The organism is Martelella endophytica, from assembly GCF_000960975.1.
Lineage (GTDB): Bacteria > Pseudomonadota > Alphaproteobacteria > Rhizobiales > Rhizobiaceae > Martelella > Martelella endophytica.
On sequence record NZ_CP010803.1, the window covers coordinates 4,021,778 to 4,039,266 of the forward strand.

A 17,489-nucleotide genomic window follows, 5' to 3' on the forward strand; every position below is an offset into this window, starting at 1 on the left:
TCTTTTCTTGAACCTGCAACCACGACCACAGCTAGGGCGCGATTGTGGCCACAATTCGCTCCATCGGTCCAAAACCGCCTTTGCTGGAAGGCCCTTCTAGCCCTTTGCGGGCAATACGACCCTCGCATGCAGCCCGGCCCCCTCAAGCCCAGTCAGTTCAAATCGTCCGCCATAAGCCTGCACGATATCGTCCACGATGGAAAGGCCGAGGCCAGAACCGGCACCACTTTCATCGAGACGTTCTCCGCGTTTCATCGCCTTGCGAATCTCCTCGGGCGTCAAGCCAGGTCCGTCATCGACTACCGTGATTTCAGCCCAACCGGCACCATCGCCATTGGTCTCGCTCAGGCGATGCGCCTTGACCTCCACTGAATAGCGGGCAAAGCGCCCTGCGTTTTCCAGAAGGTTCCCCACGACTTCCTCCAGGTCCTGCTGCTCGGTCGCAAGCACCAGTCCCGCCTCACAGGAAAACGAAAATTCGGTGTCGGGATTGAGCCGACGCATCACCCTCACGAGGCGTTCCAGCGTTGGCTGGACATCGCAACGCGTCAGGACGGATTCCGATTGCGCGGCAATCCGGGCGCGGTTGAGATAGGCTTGCACCTGCGATTGCATCATCACAACCTGCGACGTGATGAGCTTGCCTTCCTTATCGCTCATACGCTGCGCCTCGTTCAACAGAACGGCAATCGGCGTCTTCAACGAATGCGCCAGATTCCCGACCTGCATGCGGGCGCGTTCGATGATGGCGCGATTGTTGGACAAAAGTGCGTTAATCTCGTCCGCAAGCGGCTGAACCTCGTGCGGGAAAGCCCCCTTCATTTCGCCCTCGCCGCTCTCGGAAATCTGGCTGAGCGCCCTCCGCGCCTTGTCGAGCGGGCTCAGCGCCCACAGGATCACGAGCCCGTTCAGGAGCACGCTGGCCGCGCCAAAGAGCGCGAGCGCAAGATAGAGGCGATGGGAAAACCAGCGCACTTCGTCATCGACCGTTTCACGGTTGCCGGTGACCCGGATGCGCGCCGCACGGTCCTTTTCATCCATGACCACGACGGTCTCGATGACGGCCACGTCGTTGTCGTTGTTGTCGCGGACGATATAGGTACGCCGGAAGTCGCCATCATAGGGAACCTCGTCCTCCGATTTTCGCGGAAGATCGGTATCACCGAGAGACGGCGAATGCAGCGTCTCCTTCGTCGGGTCGTAGAGCGGGTCGACGACCCAGTACCAACCGGTCTGCGGTTGCTGATAGTTCAGATTGCCGAGCTGTGGAGCGCCTTTGAGCTCGCCATTATCGTCCACAGATACGGAATTGATAACGTTAAACATTTCCGCCTGGAGCAACTGCCTGAACCCGCGTTCTGCGGCATTGCGATAGAGCGCGGAAATCACGATCGCGATGACGAGGAGAGCAATGACGAACCAGGCTGTGGTCAGCGCCAGAGATCTGAAGGTGACCGAATTGCCAAATCTCATTCGGGGGCCTGCATCCGGTAGCCAAGGCCGCGCACCGTCTCAATGCATTCAGAGCCGATCTTCTTGCGCAACCGACCAACAAAAACCTCTATCGTATTGGAATCCCGATCGAAATCCTGATCATACAGATGCTCCGTCAATTCGGTCCGTGAAACCACCTCGCCCTGATGATGCATCAGGTAGGAGAGAAGACGATATTCGTGCGAGGTCAGCCGCAGCAACTCGCCGTCGACGGTGGCGCGAGAGGCCTTGACGTCGAGTGCGACCGACCCGCAGGTGATCGTTCCCGTCGCATGCCCGGCTGCGCGACGGATCAGTGCCCGTATGCGCGCCATGACTTCCTCGATATGGAAAGGCTTGGTGACATAGTCGTCCGCGCCAGCATCGATCCCGGCGACCTTGTCGCTCCAGCGGTCTCGCGCCGTCAGGATCAGAACCGGCATCTTCAACCCGGCAGCGCGCCATTTCTCGAGAACGGTGACGCCATCCATATTGGGCAGGCCGATGTCGAGGATCACGGCATCGTAGGGCTCGGTCTCCCCCAGGAAATGACCTTCTTCGCCGTCATAGGCACAGTCAACCACGTAGTCGGCATCGCGCATCATCTGGGCGATCTGCCGGTTGAGGTTCTCATCGTCTTCGATCAGGAGGATGCGCATCGTCTTTCACCATCTGAGGCGGGCTCGGCCACGCGAAAAAGGATCAACTTGCAGGCACTTGGCGGGTGATCTTGCGCGGCGGGTTTCCGTCGCGGGCCGGAACGATCACTGTTACCACGCAGCCGTTACCGTCATTGCTTGGAAGGGCCGAGAGCAGTTCGCCACCCGTGCTGGCGACGACCTTCTGTGCTGCACCAGAACAATCGGCCGCCAGGGCTTTGTCCTGCAGCCCGGCGACGGAAAGTGCGCCCACCAGAGAAATCATCCAAAACTGCTTCACCATTGCCAATATGTCTCGCATCTCTTTTGCGTTGCCTGTTGACCCTTCTAAGAATAGTCGGCTGAACAATGAATGAATAGAGCCGCAGCGGCCAACATAACGCGAGCCCAACGATGTACACGGAATTCCGGCCGGAAATGTCCCGGCCGGTATTCCTCTCAACGCACAAGCGAAGCCTTGGCGGAGATCCGCCCGATGATCGCCAGTAATCCACCCGCCGCACCCAGGATCGCGATGATCGAATCGGCGAGCTCGCCCTGCGCGCCTTCGTCGAGGTGCAGCCCGGCATATTGCAGAAGCGGTGCTGCCACGGCAAGCAAAGCGCCCCACACCGTCTTCGACAGATACCATTTCTTTGTCAGTTCCATGTGCTCTCCTTCAGTTGGGAAGTGAAACCGTCGCTTCGAGCGGAATACCCAGCGGCACCTTCCGCCCGAGCTGGAAAAGCCGAACGGAGAATGCCTCGGCGGCGGCCCCGAAATCGACAAGCTGTTCATCGGTCGTGTAGACCAGGGAGGGATCAGCCACCTCCACCTGCCGCAAAAGCATGCCGCCATCGCGTATCTCGAGGCGGTATCGCTCTTCGCTCTCATCCAGCGGTATCTCGCTCGCCGCCCAATCATCCGCATCGACGCGCGAGCGCCGTATCCAGCTCATCACAATATCGCCGGCACCATTCCGCCTTGCGCGGAAATGCACCGGAGCAAGCGGCGTCTCCGCACGCACGCCGCCGGTGAAGACGTAAGGTGCCGCCGGGTCTTGCTGGCCGTAAGCCGTTTCCAGCATGTAGTTGCGCGCAAGCCCGGCGTTTCGCGCCTCAAGGCCGACCGGAATAACGGCAGCATTGAGGATGACAGTATCGCTCCCGGCAGCAGCCCCCGCGATCATGGCATCTTCTGTTCCGTGAAGACCGCGCAACAGGCCCGAGAGCCGCCATCGCCCCGCAGCGATTTCGGTCGCATCGAGGAAGCCTATGATCTCGAAGACGCCGTTATTGGCCTGAACGGCGATTCTGTTGCCGCCGTTCAGCACCGTGGCCTTGGAAGCCGATGACAGACCGCCGAAGTCTAGATCGATCGTCAGCGTCCTCTCATAATCGAAGCGACCGCTCGCACCTGCCGTCAGCTCGGAGACGAGCCGCGCAGTGCCCGCGGGACGTTCCGCCACCGCGCTGGCCGTATAGCCCTCGCTTGTCACCGATGAGGAAACGAAGATTCGACGCCACGGCTTGGCAAAAGTCGCTATCCTGGCGAAATCCTCCGCCGCCCCCTCCTCGAAGCGCGCAAGATCCATGAGCACGACCCGCGGGGCGAAGCCGCCGGTTGCTCTGTCGTCGGTCCGTCGCGTCTCCGAGACAACCAGGGCACTACCGAACATCGGCGAGAAAGAGCGGGCCTCAAGGTTCAAAGTCTCTGCCGACTCAAGCCGCGTAACCATAAACCGCCCGGAGGGTCCGTCCGCTAGACTTACGACATCACCCACCTCGATCGTCCGCTCCTGCGGCGACAGCGAGACCTTGAGCGTTCTTACCGATACCCGGTTCTCGCGCAGAAGACTGCCGGCCAGGTTCAGTGCCGTGGTTTCCGGCAGCACCGTCGGGAGGCCATAGCGAAGAACGCGGTCATTTGCGGAAATGGCCCGGCTCGATCGCGCACTCGCCTGCTCGTATCGCCCGGAGGGATCGTAGTAGGTCACCACTGCCTCGCCGGCGATATCGCTCTCATGTCCGCGGGTCTCGCTCCAAAGCGCCGCGTCGGCGAGGTCGGCCACGACATCGATCGCCTGCGGCGGCAGGCTGGCCTTCAGCCGCGAGCGGAATATGAGGCTGCCATTGGCTTCGAGCACATCCGCGGAGTAGAGGTCGAGAAGCGGCTCGATCAGATCGCGCGCGGCGTCGATATCGGCCTGCTGATAGCCAGTCAGATCGCCGCTCAGAAGAGCGACATCACAATCATCGAATCCATGATCCGAGAGAAGCGCCCGCACCGTGTCGCCAACGGTCGTCGCACCAAGGCGGCCATTCAGCCAGTGACCGGTTACCCAGTTGGCGCCATCACTCCAGATCTCCGGGTTCTCGGGGAAAGCCGGATAGGGACGAGCATCCCAGCACCAGACGAAGATCCGGTTCGGATCGACCATGCCGGCCGGTGCTGCGCCGGCCTCCCACCAAGAAAGGTGCGCCTCAAGGAAACGCCTCTGTTCCGCGTCCGATCGCTGGCCCGACGAGAAATAGGGATAGGCCGATTCCGCCGATTTCGGATCGGCAAAGACGTTCGGCTGACACGCGCCCTTGTCCACGGCGGGGCAGCCAAGCTCGGTGAACCAGATCGGCTTGGCTCTTGGCGTCCAGGCCGTCGCTACCGAGGATTCAACGCCGCCGATGCGGTTGAAGTGATGGTTCGTCCACCAGCTCTCGATGTCCTTGTAACGATAGACCCAGGGTTTACCGGCAAGCCCGTCGGTGATCGGCGACCGTAGCCGCGCCGCGCGGTCGTTCGCGCTCGCATAGTACCAGTCATACCCCTCGCCCGCCGCGATCTGCGAGACCATCCGCTCCGGTTCATCGCCGACGCGGAAACCATCCGGATTGGCGGCCGCAAGATCCGCGTCCCGCCAGTCCGACAACGGCATGTAGTTGTCGATGCCGACCGCCGTGATGTCGGCACTTGCCCAAAGCGGATCGAGGTTGAAATAGACGTTTCCGTCGGCCGGGTGGCAGCCGAAATACTCGGTCCAGTCGGCACCATATGTCAGCGCCGTCGCCGGCCCGACGATCCCGCGAACATCCGCGGCAAGCGCGACTAGTCCTTCCACGAACGGAAAGGCGTCGCTGCCGTCGCGGATCGACGTCAGCCCGCGCAACTCCGATCCGATGATGAAACCGTCAACTCCGCCCGCAAGCGCCGCAAGATGTGCGTAATGTAGCACCATTCGCCGATAGCCCTTGTCGGATCCCGAATAACGCACCGTGCCCGCCGATACTGCGAAGTCGGAGGGGACGGCGCTCCCGAGAAATGCCTCAACCTGACTACGCGCCGAGGTCGTTCGATCGGTCGTGCCCGGCAGTCCCGGCGCCGGATGGCAGGTGATACGCCCGCGCCAGGGATAGATCGCCTGCTCGCTGCCGCCCCACGGATCGGGCAATCCGTTTCCGGCCGGCACATCCATCATGATGAACGGATAGAGAAAGACCTTCAGTCCCCGCGCCCTCAAATCGGCAATGGTGGCAATCAGCCCAGCATCGTTCGGCGTTCCTCCATAAGCCGGCCCGCCATTGTGCTCCGAAACGAGATGTGCGCCGGCGCGATCAATGCCGGAAACCTGCCAGAGAGAACTCTCCTCGCTGCGGGAAGGGATTTCGACGCCCGGCTCGATCGTGCAGGCCCCGGCTCTCAGGTCCGAGCCGAACCACGCCACGACGATGGCCACGCATTCGAGGTTCGGACAAAGCGCCATCAGCTCGTCGATAGAGGCCTCGTAGTCCGTCGCATGCGTCAGCGTGTTGCGGTTCATGATCCGCTGACGGCCACTGCCGAGCGACTCCGTCACCTGAAAGGGCGACAGTCCGTGTTCCGTTGCACCGGGGATGAGAGCCACCGCGCGGATCTGACTTTCGAGCGCCCCGGTCGGACGCAGCACTTCGAACTGGAGAAGCGGTATGCGGTTGCCAAAGCTGTCGAGCGGCAGCCTTTCGAACACCACGTAACTCAGGCCGCGATAGGCCGGCGCATTGCCCGTACCCTGCTTCGCTTCGATCAGCGGATCGGGAAGCTGAGCCTCGTCGCCCCGGTAGAACCGCATCTCGATCTGCGTCAGGTCGAGTTCTTGGCCATCGGCCCAGATCCTGCGGATCGCCGCGACCGGGCCTTCGCAGAGGCCGAAGGCAAAATTGCCGTAATAGGCAAAGCTCTCGACGCTCGAGCCCGAGGCCTTGCCGCCGGTGCGCTCCTCGATCACCTCCTCCTCGAACCGAGTCGCCCAGATCAGCGTCCCCCCAACCCGTGAGGTTCCGTAAACCCGCGGAATGGCAAGTCCTTCTTCAGCGCCGCCCACCCGGGCATTTGCAAGGTGCTGGCCCTTGACGCTCTCTCGGCCGCCGCCAAAGAGCCGGGCGTCGAGGACGCTTCCCGCCAGCGCGCCGAGCGCCCTTCCGGCGACGGCACCGAACGGGCCGAAGACGCTGCCCACGACGGCGCCGGCGGCCTGGAAAACAATCGTCGCCATTCAACAAACCTCTGTCTTTTCGGGAAAACGGTGCACGGCCGCGATCCTTCGTCGCCACCCTGCCACAAGCGCGGACTTCACCACGCCCGCTTGTTCATAGGCGTGGATGAAGTGATCGGCGTCTGCCAGAATACCAACGTGCTTGGCGGCAAACTGCGGCCGCCAGCGGAAGAAGATCAGGTCGCCGGGCGCCATGTGCAAAACCGGCACGGCCGGTCCGCAATAGAGTCGCGCGGCGTGGAGCAGCCTTTCCGCGCCGCATCGCTCCGCCCAGTCCGCCGCATAGGGCGCTGCAAGCGGGATCGTCGTGCCATAAACTGATGCCCATACACCCCGTATCAGCCCCAGACAGTCGCAGCCGACCCCGCGTTCCGCGGCCTGATGCCGGTAGGGCGTGCCAAGCCATTTCTCGGCCTCGGACAAGACCTCTCGGCGGATCATCTAAACAGCACGCCGCCGTCATGCTGGCTCTCGCCATCGACGTAGGAATAGGCGAAGTCGGCCCCCGGCATATGAGGAAAGCCACGAAAGTTCACGAGGTTGGAGAATTTGCTGCGGCACGTCGAAAAGGACTTGTCGCAGCCGGCCGTCAATCGCACGGCGTCGCCAGGCGCCGGCGTACCTTCCAGAGGCAGCCAAAGCCCTAGCCAAAGGGTGCCGCCAGACCCCGCATTGGTCTCGATATCGGCCTTCACACCGGCAAGTGCGCCGCTCTCAAAGGCCAGAACGCCAAAGGAGAAAAATCCTGTCGCAAAATCACCGCCGACCGATACGGCGATCCGCGTCTCGTTCTCGACGGCGATGACCGTACCAGTGGCGAAAAATCCTGGCGTTGACGTGTTGAAACCGCACTTCCCGTCTCCAAGCGTCACATCGCAGCGCCGCGCAAAACTGCGACCCTGAGGCTGCGAAAGCCTGTGTGTCACCGCCCGCAGCTCCGCCCGGAACCGGCCCGCCTCCCTGGTCACCTCGCCGATTTCATGGACATGCATGAGTTGATGCTCGGTGACATTCTGCCAGTTCACCAGATAGACCTCGACCCGCGCCCCGTCATAGCGGCCGGCCACAAGCGCCGCCTCGGTGATCACTTCGCTCGAAAAGCCCCCGGCCACCTCATTGGTCGTGGCCGAAAGCCCTTCCTCGGTCTCAACCGTCGATGCAGCAAACCCCGTGCCTGCCAGAAAAACCGTTCCCGCGAAACCAAGGTCGTGATCATGCTCCGTAAATCCGAGAACGCTGCCATCCTTCAGCAGCACCCGCCAGCAAAAGCATGTGGTCGTCGCCTCTTGCTCGAGATGGGCTTTCAGTCCCGCCTGCAAATCCCTCATGGCATGATCTCCACCAGCGGCACGGTCGGCACGCTTCCGGCGTTGAACGCCTTCATGTTGATGTCGATCCGGTCGATATCGAAACGCACCGGGACATCGAACTCGTATCCCGCAAAAATCGCCGCGCCGTTCGCCGGTATCGCCCCGCTAGAAAAGGTAATGACACCGCTCGCCGCATTGACGGAAAACGACGTCGTCGGCACGCCGCCGACGGAAACCTTGACGGTTTCTGCGACCGGTTTGGCGATGGTGCGTACCCAGGATGCCGCACCGTCGCCATAGGTCTTGATCAGTTGAAAGCTCGCCTGCGCCCCGGTTCCGGTCGCTATCCACTGGTCCGTGGCAGACGGTTCGGCGAGTGGCCCGCACGAGCGAAAATCCACCGGGTCGCGGAAGCGGAAGCCGTATAGCTGTCCGCCCCGTGCCTCGAAGAACGCCATCAGTTCATAGAGGTCTGCGACCGAGCGCACCGCGGAACCGGCATCATAGCTGCGCCGCGAGTCGCGCCAGCGCTGGTTGCGGCTCTCCCGTCCGTTGGACAGGTTGACGATATCCGTCCGTCGCACCGGCCCGCCGCTGACGGAAAGCGACAACCGCAGCGGAAACCGTACCTCGTGAAACCCCATCGAAGCCCCCTCAAATATTGCGCTGGCCGGAGCGCACCGCGCGCGCCAGCATCGCCGAAACCTGGCCTTCGCTTTTCTGAAAGCTCGCCGCGTCCTGGGTCGTGACGTTGAAGACAATCTGCGGACCGCTGCCCCCCTGCATCGCAACGCCGAGTGATCCGTCGGCACCGCGCTTCAGCGGCAGGATCGCCTCGCTGCCGGCCTCGCCCATCAGCCCGACGCCGCCCGGCATGTTGAAATAGGTCGGGTTCGAAACCACCCCACCGGCGGCAAACGGCATGAGGCGGCCCGGCACACCGCCATTGGCATGCGCAAACACCTGCACCAGCCCCTCGGTCAGCGATCCGATCTGCCCGGATATCGCGTTCTCGAGCGGTTTCAGCGCCGAATTCAGAGCAAGTTCGCTGAGCTTCCTGCCAAGATCGCCCAGCACCATCTGAAGCCCCTTGCCGCTCAGCGTCGCATCCTTCATCGCATCGGTGATCGCCGCCGCAAAGTTGTCGGACTGGCTTTCGAGATCCACAAGAACGTCCCGAAGTGCGCTCGCGCCCGCCACCGCGTCGGAATAGTCGTCAGGTTCCATCACCAGACCTCCTCATCTCATCGGGATATCGGTTCATCAGTGCGTTGAGTGACGCCCGCGTGGTCACGGGCGGGGAATTGCCGAATGCGCCGCTCATCGCCGCGAATTCGACTGGCGCGAGCTGCCAGAACGCATCGGGAGAAAGCCGCAGCAGGCAGAGCCCCGTATGGATCGCCGCCCGCCAGGGAAACGGGTCGGCGACGGGAGGTTCGGAGCCCGCCGCTGCGGCTAGGAAGGGTCCGGCTCGCGCCCATCAGGGCGCTGAACCGCCCCTCCCGAAAAGGTCACCGTCAGGAGTTCGGCAACGAGACGGGCATAGGCCGAAACCCCTCCTTCCATGCTCATCGCCGCCACATCCTCATCGTCAAAGGCATTGCCGCCGCCGCGCAGCCCGGCACCGATGATCGCGATCAGGTCCCGTGCCTTCAGCCCGCCAGAGGCGAGCCGCTTGCCAAGGTCGCCGAGTCCGTCGGCGGCGAATGCCGTCTCCAACTCTGCCAGCGCCCCGAGTGTCAGGCACAGGATCCGACGCTCGCCGCCAATCACCGCCTCGATCTCACCGCGGTAACGGTTCGCCCGCGCTCCGGAACGGCTCATGCCGCCGCCCCGAAGGTGATTGCTCCGCCGGATTCGAGCACGATCTCGAACGTCACCTCGCCGTTGTGCTGACCGGAATATTCGAGTGCAGAAATCTGGAATGGTCCCGCCAGCGTGCCGAAATCCGGAATGACGATCTGTGCCTCCACCAGCGCGCCGGCAAAGAAGGCAGACCGCACCGTCGCGTCGGAAGCCTGGTCCTTGAAAATCCCGCTTGCCGTCATCGAAGCCCGCTGGATGCCGGCACCACCAAGCAGCTCGCGCCACCGTCCCGCACTTTCGGAATCGGTGATATCCACCGTCTCCGCATTGAAGGCGAGCCGCTTGGAGCGCAGCCCGGCCACCGTTTCATACCCACTGCCGTTGTGCAGTTTCAAAAGCAGATCCTTGCCTTTCTGGGCTGTCATCGAAATCTCCGTTGTCCATCAGAAGAAGCCGGTTCATGCCGGCTCGGTCACCGCGCGAAACTGCATCTCGGCGAGGAAATAGCCCGTCCGTTCGACCCGTTTCACACGCGTCGAACGGTAGAGGATGCTCACAAGATGCGCGTCGGAAAGGGTGAGCGGCGCGTCATCGAGAAGCGCGCGCACCCGCGCTTCGATCGCCTGAAGCGCCTTGCGCCCATACGCCTCGGACCAAACTTCGATTGTCAGCAGATGCTCGTAAGCCGTTGCATCGACTGTCGAATAGTCCTTCGTCTCGCAAAGCCCGAAGACGATCGCCGGCAATCGCGGCCGCGACAGCAGCCGGTCGAAAATCGCATCCGCCCCGATCAGGCCCGTGAGGGTCGCGTCGCTGGCGAGCCGCGCGTGAATGGCCGCAAGCAATGCGTTTTCCACCGCGCTCATAGGCCAACCTCCTCGGTCCGGCAGACGGTATAGCGCCCGGTTTCATCCGGGTCGCGCCAGCCATTGATTGCAAAGTTCCGGCTCCCCATCCGAAGCCGCATCCCCGGGGCAAGATCGCTCCGCGCCCGCATCCAGATCTCGTGGGTCACGCGCACGACCGATCCATTGGCCTCCTCGTCGAAGCCGATCGATACCGGCTCGAGCCGCGCCCAAAGCCTCTCCACCAGGGAATAGGAAATCTCCGCCCCGCCCTGCCCGTCGGAGACGCTCACCGGCGAGAGCAGCTCAAGCCGCACCGAGAAGGCGCCGGGATCGAGTGCCTGCATCAGAGCCTCCATGCCTTCAGCGGCGCAATCAGCCGGTCATAACCCTCAGGCGCTCCGGACGGTTCCAGGTCCGGCCCAACCGCGCCGCGAAACACGAACATATGCGCGACATGGCGCAGCAACGCCTGTTTGGCCGCTTCCGGCACCGCCGTCGCCGCGCCGAAACCGGCCGTGAAATCCACTTCGATCCCGCTTGGCCCGACCCGTTTGCCGGCAAGCGCCGGCAGATAAAGCCGCGCCGGCCTCGCCCGGCCATCCAGCCCGAAGCCATCGAGTGAAATGGTCTCCGCGACGCCCTCGCCGTCATAAACCGTAACCGCCTCGATCGATTGCACCGGCCCGCGCGCCAGCGAGATCATTCCGCTTGCCGGCCAGTCGTCGCGGTAAAGCCGCCAGCCCTGCGTCACCAGCGAGAGCCCTGTCACCGTCTCCAGATGCTCGCGCGCCGTCTTCACCAGCGCCGTCACCAGCCCGTCCTCGTCGCTGCCATCAAGCCTCAGAAAAGCCTTCGCTTCCGCAAGGCTCACGGGCTCTTCAGCCGGCGGCGTCATCAATTGGTAGCTCATCGTCAGTCTCCCTCCGGCCACAAAAAACCCCGGCGCATCGCACCGGGGTTTCCTATTTCACCTGTCTCAGCAATCAGGCGTCGGCGAACTTGATCAGCTTGATCGCCTCGAAGTTCTGCACCCCGCCGCCGACGCGTTTGGTGGTGTAGAACAGCACGTAGGGCTTGGCCGAATAGGGATCGCGTAGCACCCGCACACCCGCCCGGTCGACGACCAGATAGCCGGCGGCAAAGTCGCCGAAGGCAATCGGCGTGGTCTCCACCCCGATATCCGGCATGTCCTCGGCCTCGGTCACCGGAAAGCCCATCAGCGAGGCTTCCTGGCCGATGCCTGCCGGCGGCTGCCAGAGGTAATTGCCGTCATCATCCTTGAACTTGCGGATGACGCCCTGCGTCTTTCGGTTCATCACGAAATGCGCGTTCTGGCGATGCGCGGCCTTCAGCGCATAGATCGTATCGATCAGCGTGTCGGATGGATCGTCCGCCTTGAACGCGCCGTCGACACCAGTGGCGATATAACCGACCTTGCCCCATTCCCAGGCGCTGTCGGCCACCGTCGTATAGCTCAGAAAGCCCTTCGGCGTGGTCGATGTGTTGCCGTTGATGAAGGCCGCCCCCTCCTGCTCGGCAAAGGCAATGTCGATCTCCGAGGCAATCCAGCTCTCGACATCGATAGCCGCATCGTCGAGCAGCGAGGCGCTTGCCGCCGGCATGGCGTAAAGCTCCATCGTCGGAAAGGTCAGCTCGGAAATGTCCGGCGTCGCCGTCGCATCGCGGTCGGCGATCTCGCCGACCCAGCCGGCGGTAAAGCCGGAAGCGATGAACGGCTTTTTCAGCACGGCTCCGGAGACCTGACGCACCGTCGCCAGCCGTCGGATCGGCGACACCGCCGAGAGCCGACGCCCGATCTCGGTGTCGGTCTCGTCCGGCACCAGATAGCCACCATCGCTCTCGGTGGTCGAAATCGCCTTCGCCTCCAGCGCCCTCAGGCCCTGTTCGTCGCCGCGGCGAATATAATTCTCGAAGGCCATCTTGTGCTCGCTTGCTGCAAGCGAACCGCGCCCGAGCGCCGGCCTGGCCTTCTTCAGTTGCATCTCGTCGAGAAGCCGCGACTGCGCGTCCATGGCGCGATTGATACGCTCGACCTTTTCGCGGGTCAGCACGTCCTCGCCCATCTTGCTCTCGATCTCACCGAGCCGGCGATCATTGGCTTCCTTGAAAGCTTCGAAGCTCGACATGAATTCTTCGAAGGCCTCGGAAATCGTCCCCGGCAGCCCCTTGATCTCGGGTGCCCTGGTCATGGTGTTCATGATGCTATCCTCTTGTTGAAGCTGAAAAACTCAGGGCGCCATCATCCGTCTTGCCTGGCGCATCAGGCCGACAAGCCGCTCATCATCCGCCCTGTTTTCACCCGCCGCCGCATCCTGCCAGCCGACAAGCGCGTCATAGCCGCCGGCAAGAAACCGGCGCGCCGCCTTTCGCGTCAGGCCGGCATCCCGCGTCAGCCATCGCTCGAATTCCCGTATGGTCGGGAAGGTATTCCCCGCCGTCTTCACCGTCGCGATGCGTGCCGTCGGCAGCATCGGAAAGGTGACGATCGAAATTTCCCAGAGGTCCGCCTCCAGCACCCGCCGCACGCCCGACTTCGCGTCATTTCGCGCCCTTACCGTCTGAAACCCGATCGAGAGCCCGTCGAGCCCGCCGGATTTCATCAGCGCATGCACCTCGCGGGCGCGGGCCACATCCGCCGAAAGCACGCCTTCGACGTAGAGCCCTCGCCCATCCTCGCGGATCTTCTTCCAGGTTCCGATCGGCTCTGCGGGATCATGCTGAAACAGCATCCGCACACCCTCCGCACCGCGCTTGGCAAGCGAGCGCGAAAACGCCCCGCGCTCGATCACATCCTTGCCGAGATCGACCTCGCCGAAGAGGCTCGCATAGCCGGAGAACGTCCCGTCCCCGGTCACGTCCGTTAACGACAGGTCGGCATATTTCAATTCATCGGCGAGCATGGTTTCCCCCTTTGTCATCAGTAACCAACGGCCTCCCGCTTCTCTTCGTCGCTCAGGAAATCCGCCGCCCCGATCCGGCTCCACAGCGCGTCGCGTTCCGACGACAGCGCCGGCACCTGGTCGAGATCCGGTTCAAGCCGCAATCCCTCGCCATAGATCGGCGAAAGCCATGTGGTCAGCGAGGCGGCCGTGCGAGCGATCAGCGGCAGCACTGTCAGCCGATAGAAGGCCCGGTTCGCCTCCTGATAGTTCGAATAGGTGTTGTCGCCCGGAATACCGAGCATCATCGGCGGCACGCCGATGGCGAGCGCGATATCGCGCGCCGCCCCGTTGCGCGCCTCGGTGAAATCCATGTCGCGTGGGGTCAGCCCCATCGCCTTCCAGTCGAGCCCGCCCTCAAGCAAGAGCGGTCGCCCGGCGCGAACCGGCCCGGTATAGCCCTCCTCCAGCTCCTGCTTAAGCCGTTCATACTGCTCCTCGGTCAGGTTGCCGCCATCCTTCGGCTGATAGACCAGCGCGCCGGAAGGCCGCGCCGAATTGTCGAGCAAAGCCTTGTTCCAGACGGAGGCCGCATTGTGCAGGTCGAGCGCCATCTGCGCCGCCGCGAGCGGCGAAGATCCCGAATGATCATCCAGCGGATGAAACAGGCGCATATGCAAGAGCGTCAGCCCTTCGCTTTCAGCCGCAAACCGCGCCACATGCGTGCCCGTGCGATACTCATACGCCTCCGGCCAACCGTCCCGCCCCTCGATGACCCGCACCCGGTCCGGCCTCAGGAGATGCATTTCCCGCAGCGCGCCATCGAGCAGGATCGGCTCGACATAGGCATTGCCGGACAGGAGAAGCTGGCCGAACATCGCCTCAAAGAAGTCCGCCCCGCACATCCGCCCGTTCGGCCGCTTTAGCAGCGAAAGCAGCGGATGCTCGCTCACGAGCCCGTCATTTTCGAAAAGCTGCCAGGGCATTGCGCCGGCCGCCTCCGCAATCAGCCTTACGGCCCGGTGCGCCACCGGGTTCTTCATGAACCCCTCGCGGGCAAGCGCCGCGTAGGAGCTCCCCGACCACCGCGCCTCACCGTTAATGGCGAGCGCCGAAACCATCGTCGCCGCCTTCCTGTCAGGCACGCGAACGGCTTCTGCCCTCCGCCCTGGGAGCAGATGAAATGGCATTCTCATGCCTCACCCCTTCATGGTTGTCGCAATAAAAAAGCCCCGGAGAACCGGGGCCAGATCAGTCTTGTTACTTGTGAGCGGTCAGCCCTTGTAGCGCGAATGCCTCAGCGCCTTGTCGACATCATAATCCGCCGCCATGCGCATCTCCCGCAGCGGCTTCACCACCGAGGTCGACTTCTTGTAGATCGGATGCTCGCGATAGGCGGAAAGCGCCGCCTCGTCCTCGAACTCTCCATAGACGACAAAATCGACGCCTTCGTCGTAAAGGTCGGTCCGCGTGTTGCGACCGATCTCCAGCACCGTGGCATGCGGGTTTTCCGTCAGCATCGAAAGCCCGGCCTCTACTGCGTCCGGGTCGCCACCCTTCGGCACAGAGAAGAAAACGATATGTCTGATCATGCGAAAACCCTTGGCAGCGGCGGTTTTATAATCCCGCCAATCGGGTTTCCGGCTAGCATGCGCCTTGACGGCACGCAAGAACACGTCCCGGCTTTTCCGCTAGACACCCCGCACCCGCGGCATTCCGTCGCCCTCGAGCAGAAGCGCGGTCAAAGCCCAGACCAAAGCATCCAGCCTGTCGGGCGAACGCCCCGCCGAAAGCCCGTCAGCGCCGAAATCGCACATCTGGTCGACAAGCCGGGAGAAATGCCCCGCATGCCGCACCCGTCCCTGCTCATAAAGCGCCGCAACCGGTTCGGCCCGCAGGAACTTGCCGCGCTTGGCCCGCACCGTCGCAACAGGCAGACGCTCGTCGACGCTCTTCAGCATCGCCGTGACCATATCGCCGCCCTGGTTGACTTCCGCCACCACCCGGTCGGCATCAAACCTACGAAATGCTTCGACCACCGCCCGCGCCCATTGCGCCGGAGAGCCGCCCTCGACCGAACAGTCGGCGAGCACCAGCGCCCCGCCATTCTCCATGCCGCCGGCAACCACAATGCCGCAGACAGAATTCCGGCCCGACCCCGATGGCGGGTCGACCGCCACGACGATCCGTCCGTTCGCCATCGCATTGCGCGCAACGATCGCCTCCAGCTCGCCGCGACGCCACAGCCCGTCTTCACGGTCCTCGATCAATTCGCCCTCGAGCTCCTGCCGCCCAAGCCGCGTCCCGCCATAACGGCTGGCCAGCGCCCGGACAAAACCCGGCGCCAGATTGGCGCGATTGTCGGCCGTGGCAATCCGCGTCAGCACCGTGTCGTCCTCGGCCATCAGCCGCTTCAGCAAAGGCACCGCCCTCGGTGTCGTCGTCACCATCTGCCGCGGCTCGGCGCCGAGCCTCAGGCCGAACTGCAACATGTCCCAGCATTCCTCGCCATAGCGCCATTTCGCAAGCTCATCGCACCAGGCAAAATGAAACTGCGGCCCGCGCAGCGCCTCAGGATCCTCCGATGAAAACAGATAGGCCATCGCGCCGTTCGGCCAGACGAGCCGCCGCCGCGTGATCTCGAAATCCGGCCGCATCCGCCGCGCCACCCGGCAGATCCCGGAAACGCCATCGATCATCACCTCCCGTGCATCGCCCAGCGTCTCAGCCACCAGCGCGATCCGGAGATCGGAACGCGCGCCGGCGCCAAGCGCCAGTCCGTGCACCCATTCCGCCCCCGCCCGCGTCTTGCCCGAGCCGCGCCCGCCCATCAGCAGCCACGTCCGCCACCGGTCTTTCGGCGGCAGCTGTTCGGGCCGCGCCAGAAACGACCAGTCCCGCGCAAGCAGGCGGACATAATCGAAAGGATCAGCCCCGCTTTGCTGCGATTTCCTCGGCTCGCTTTTCGATGAGGTCGAGGAAATGGGCTTTGGCATTGTCATAGTCCCTGAGATTCAGATGTCGCTCTTCCTCGCTCTGGCGGCTCGCCGCAAGCCGCCGCTGCAATTCGTCTGCCTTTTCCAGCGTCCGGATGATCAGCGCCATCGCATCCGCCGCCGCCTTGACTTCCGTGCGAATGTCCGGGCCGTCCTCGCCGGCACGTCCCTTCTTCACCGCCGCCATGCGCAACTTGCGAAAGAAAGAGAACTGCGCCCGCATTTCGGCAGTCAGGTCGTTCAGCAGCAGCCGGAGGTCGTCCCCGGTCTCCCCCCGCCTCGCCTTCGGTTCGATCTCATGAAACGCGGTATCGGAGCGGCCGATGCTCGCCCCGCCATCGTAGCGCGGCCGCACCGGCCATGGTCTGAATAGCGAGATGTCCAGTGATTCCAGGTCAGCCACAGCCCCTCCTTCCGCTCGCCCGAAAGGGCGCCCGTTCGGCCATAAAAAAAGCCCGGTCGAGGAACCGGGCTTCAAAATTGTGATGATAGTGGCGGCCGAGAGAGGAAGTCGTCTCCGACCCGCAATTTCCCGACTGTAGCTATTACCTAGCAAACCACCGTAACGCCGTCAAGGATTATTTTCCTATCATAGGATTTTTTTCTTACTTTGCCGAAAACTGTTCGAAAGCTTCCATGGCGTGCGCCGCATACATCAGCGACGGTCCGCCACCCATATAGATTGCCGTGCCCAGCACTTCCTCGAACTCGGCTTTCGTCACGCCCATCTTCACCAACGCGCGGGTGTGGAAGGCAATGCACGGATCGCAGCGCGTCGAGACCGCAATCCCGAGAGCCACATATTCCTTTGTCTTCGAATCAAGTGCGCCCGCCTTGTCGGCACCGCCAGCCATCGCATAGAAGCCGGCCATCGTTTCGGGAATGTCCTGCTTCAGCACCGCCGTCTGCTTCGAAATGTCGGCCGCCATACTGATATAATCCGCTGCCATCAATAGCCTCCCTATCTTCATAGTTACGATGATAGCGTCTTAA

At 62.9% G+C, this 17,489-nt stretch carries 21 protein-coding genes and 1 pseudogene; all 22 read right to left on the reverse strand.

What is annotated here, in order from left to right; genetic code table 11:
- Positions 1-96 precede the first annotated feature (96 nt).
- A complete protein-coding gene (locus tag TM49_RS18530) occupies positions 97-1,473 on the reverse strand; it encodes a sensor histidine kinase (protein WP_045683432.1) in 1,377 nt (458 codons plus the stop codon).
- A complete protein-coding gene (locus TM49_RS18535; RefSeq protein ID WP_045683433.1) occupies positions 1,470-2,132 on the reverse strand; it encodes a response regulator transcription factor in 663 nt (220 codons plus the stop codon). Before TM49_RS18535 ends, TM49_RS18530 begins: the two co-directional genes overlap by 4 nt.
- 43 nt (positions 2,133-2,175) lie before the next feature.
- On the reverse strand, positions 2,176-2,415 hold the full coding sequence (locus TM49_RS18540) for a hypothetical protein (RefSeq protein WP_052699933.1): 240 nt from the start codon (positions 2,413-2,415) through the stop codon (positions 2,176-2,178).
- Between the two features lie 155 nt (positions 2,416-2,570).
- Positions 2,571-2,780, reverse strand: coding sequence for a hypothetical protein (locus tag TM49_RS18545; RefSeq protein ID WP_045683434.1), 210 nt, complete (start codon positions 2,778-2,780; stop codon positions 2,571-2,573).
- 10 nt (positions 2,781-2,790) lie between these two features.
- A complete protein-coding gene (locus TM49_RS18550; RefSeq protein WP_045683436.1) occupies positions 2,791-6,636 on the reverse strand; it encodes a baseplate multidomain protein megatron in 3,846 nt (1,281 codons plus the stop codon).
- Positions 6,637-7,077, reverse strand: coding sequence for an NlpC/P60 family protein (locus TM49_RS18555; RefSeq protein ID WP_045683438.1), 441 nt, complete (start codon positions 7,075-7,077; stop codon positions 6,637-6,639). It lies immediately after the preceding gene.
- Positions 7,074-7,964, reverse strand: coding sequence for a DUF2163 domain-containing protein (locus TM49_RS18560; RefSeq protein WP_045683440.1), 891 nt, complete (start codon positions 7,962-7,964; stop codon positions 7,074-7,076). The genes TM49_RS18555 and TM49_RS18560 overlap by 4 nt, the downstream gene beginning before the upstream one ends.
- Positions 7,961-8,590 carry a DUF2460 domain-containing protein gene (locus TM49_RS18565; RefSeq protein WP_045683441.1) on the reverse strand — a complete coding sequence of 210 codons (630 nt, stop codon included), beginning with the start codon at positions 8,588-8,590 and terminating at the stop codon, positions 7,961-7,963. The genes TM49_RS18560 and TM49_RS18565 overlap by 4 nt, the downstream gene beginning before the upstream one ends.
- A gap of 10 nt (positions 8,591-8,600) precedes the next feature.
- On the reverse strand, positions 8,601-9,173 hold the full coding sequence (locus tag TM49_RS18570) for a phage tail tape measure protein (RefSeq protein WP_045683443.1): 573 nt from the start codon (positions 9,171-9,173) through the stop codon (positions 8,601-8,603).
- Positions 9,163-9,354 (reverse strand): annotated as a pseudogene (locus TM49_RS23185) (rcc01693 family protein); the annotation flags it as partial. The gene TM49_RS18570 and the pseudogene TM49_RS23185, both read right to left, overlap by 11 nt.
- A gap of 47 nt (positions 9,355-9,401) precedes the next feature.
- A complete protein-coding gene (locus TM49_RS18575; RefSeq protein ID WP_045683445.1) occupies positions 9,402-9,770 on the reverse strand; it encodes a gene transfer agent family protein in 369 nt (122 codons plus the stop codon).
- Positions 9,767-10,177 (reverse strand): phage major tail protein, TP901-1 family, encoded by a 411-nt coding sequence (locus TM49_RS18580; protein ID WP_045683447.1) that lies wholly within the window; start codon positions 10,175-10,177, stop codon positions 9,767-9,769. The genes TM49_RS18575 and TM49_RS18580 overlap by 4 nt, the downstream gene beginning before the upstream one ends.
- A gap of 33 nt (positions 10,178-10,210) precedes the next feature.
- Positions 10,211-10,618, reverse strand: coding sequence for a DUF3168 domain-containing protein (locus tag TM49_RS18585; RefSeq protein ID WP_045683450.1), 408 nt, complete (start codon positions 10,616-10,618; stop codon positions 10,211-10,213).
- Positions 10,615-10,944, reverse strand: a complete 330-nt coding sequence (locus tag TM49_RS18590; protein ID WP_045685481.1) for a phage head closure protein — start codon at positions 10,942-10,944, stop codon at positions 10,615-10,617. The genes TM49_RS18585 and TM49_RS18590 overlap by 4 nt, the downstream gene beginning before the upstream one ends.
- Positions 10,944-11,510, reverse strand: coding sequence for a head-tail connector protein (locus tag TM49_RS18595; RefSeq protein ID WP_045683452.1), 567 nt, complete (start codon positions 11,508-11,510; stop codon positions 10,944-10,946). The genes TM49_RS18590 and TM49_RS18595 overlap by 1 nt, the downstream gene beginning before the upstream one ends.
- A gap of 73 nt (positions 11,511-11,583) precedes the next feature.
- Positions 11,584-12,810, reverse strand: a complete 1,227-nt coding sequence (locus TM49_RS18600) for a phage major capsid protein (RefSeq protein WP_082074927.1) — start codon at positions 12,808-12,810, stop codon at positions 11,584-11,586.
- 39 nt (positions 12,811-12,849) lie between these two features.
- Entirely contained in the window at positions 12,850-13,539 is a 690-nt protein-coding gene (locus tag TM49_RS18605; protein ID WP_045683456.1) for an HK97 family phage prohead protease, read from the reverse strand.
- Positions 13,539-14,696 carry a phage portal protein gene (locus tag TM49_RS18610; protein WP_045683458.1) on the reverse strand — a complete coding sequence of 386 codons (1,158 nt, stop codon included), beginning with the start codon at positions 14,694-14,696 and terminating at the stop codon, positions 13,539-13,541. The genes TM49_RS18605 and TM49_RS18610 overlap by 1 nt, the downstream gene beginning before the upstream one ends.
- 78 nt (positions 14,697-14,774) lie before the next feature.
- The gene (locus TM49_RS18615; RefSeq protein WP_045683460.1) at positions 14,775-15,092 is read right to left on the reverse strand and encodes a Dabb family protein; all 318 of its coding nucleotides are present in this window, start codon (positions 15,090-15,092) and stop codon (positions 14,775-14,777) included.
- Between the two features lie 99 nt (positions 15,093-15,191).
- Positions 15,192-16,496 (reverse strand): DNA-packaging protein, encoded by a 1,305-nt coding sequence (locus tag TM49_RS18620; protein WP_082074813.1) that lies wholly within the window; start codon positions 16,494-16,496, stop codon positions 15,192-15,194.
- Positions 16,429-16,899 carry a hypothetical protein gene (locus tag TM49_RS18625; protein WP_052699934.1) on the reverse strand — a complete coding sequence of 157 codons (471 nt, stop codon included), beginning with the start codon at positions 16,897-16,899 and terminating at the stop codon, positions 16,429-16,431. Before TM49_RS18625 ends, TM49_RS18620 begins: the two co-directional genes overlap by 68 nt.
- Positions 16,900-17,101: 202 nt before the next feature.
- A complete protein-coding gene (locus tag TM49_RS18630) occupies positions 17,102-17,446 on the reverse strand; it encodes a carboxymuconolactone decarboxylase family protein (RefSeq protein ID WP_045683462.1) in 345 nt (114 codons plus the stop codon).
- Positions 17,447-17,489 lie beyond the last annotated feature (43 nt).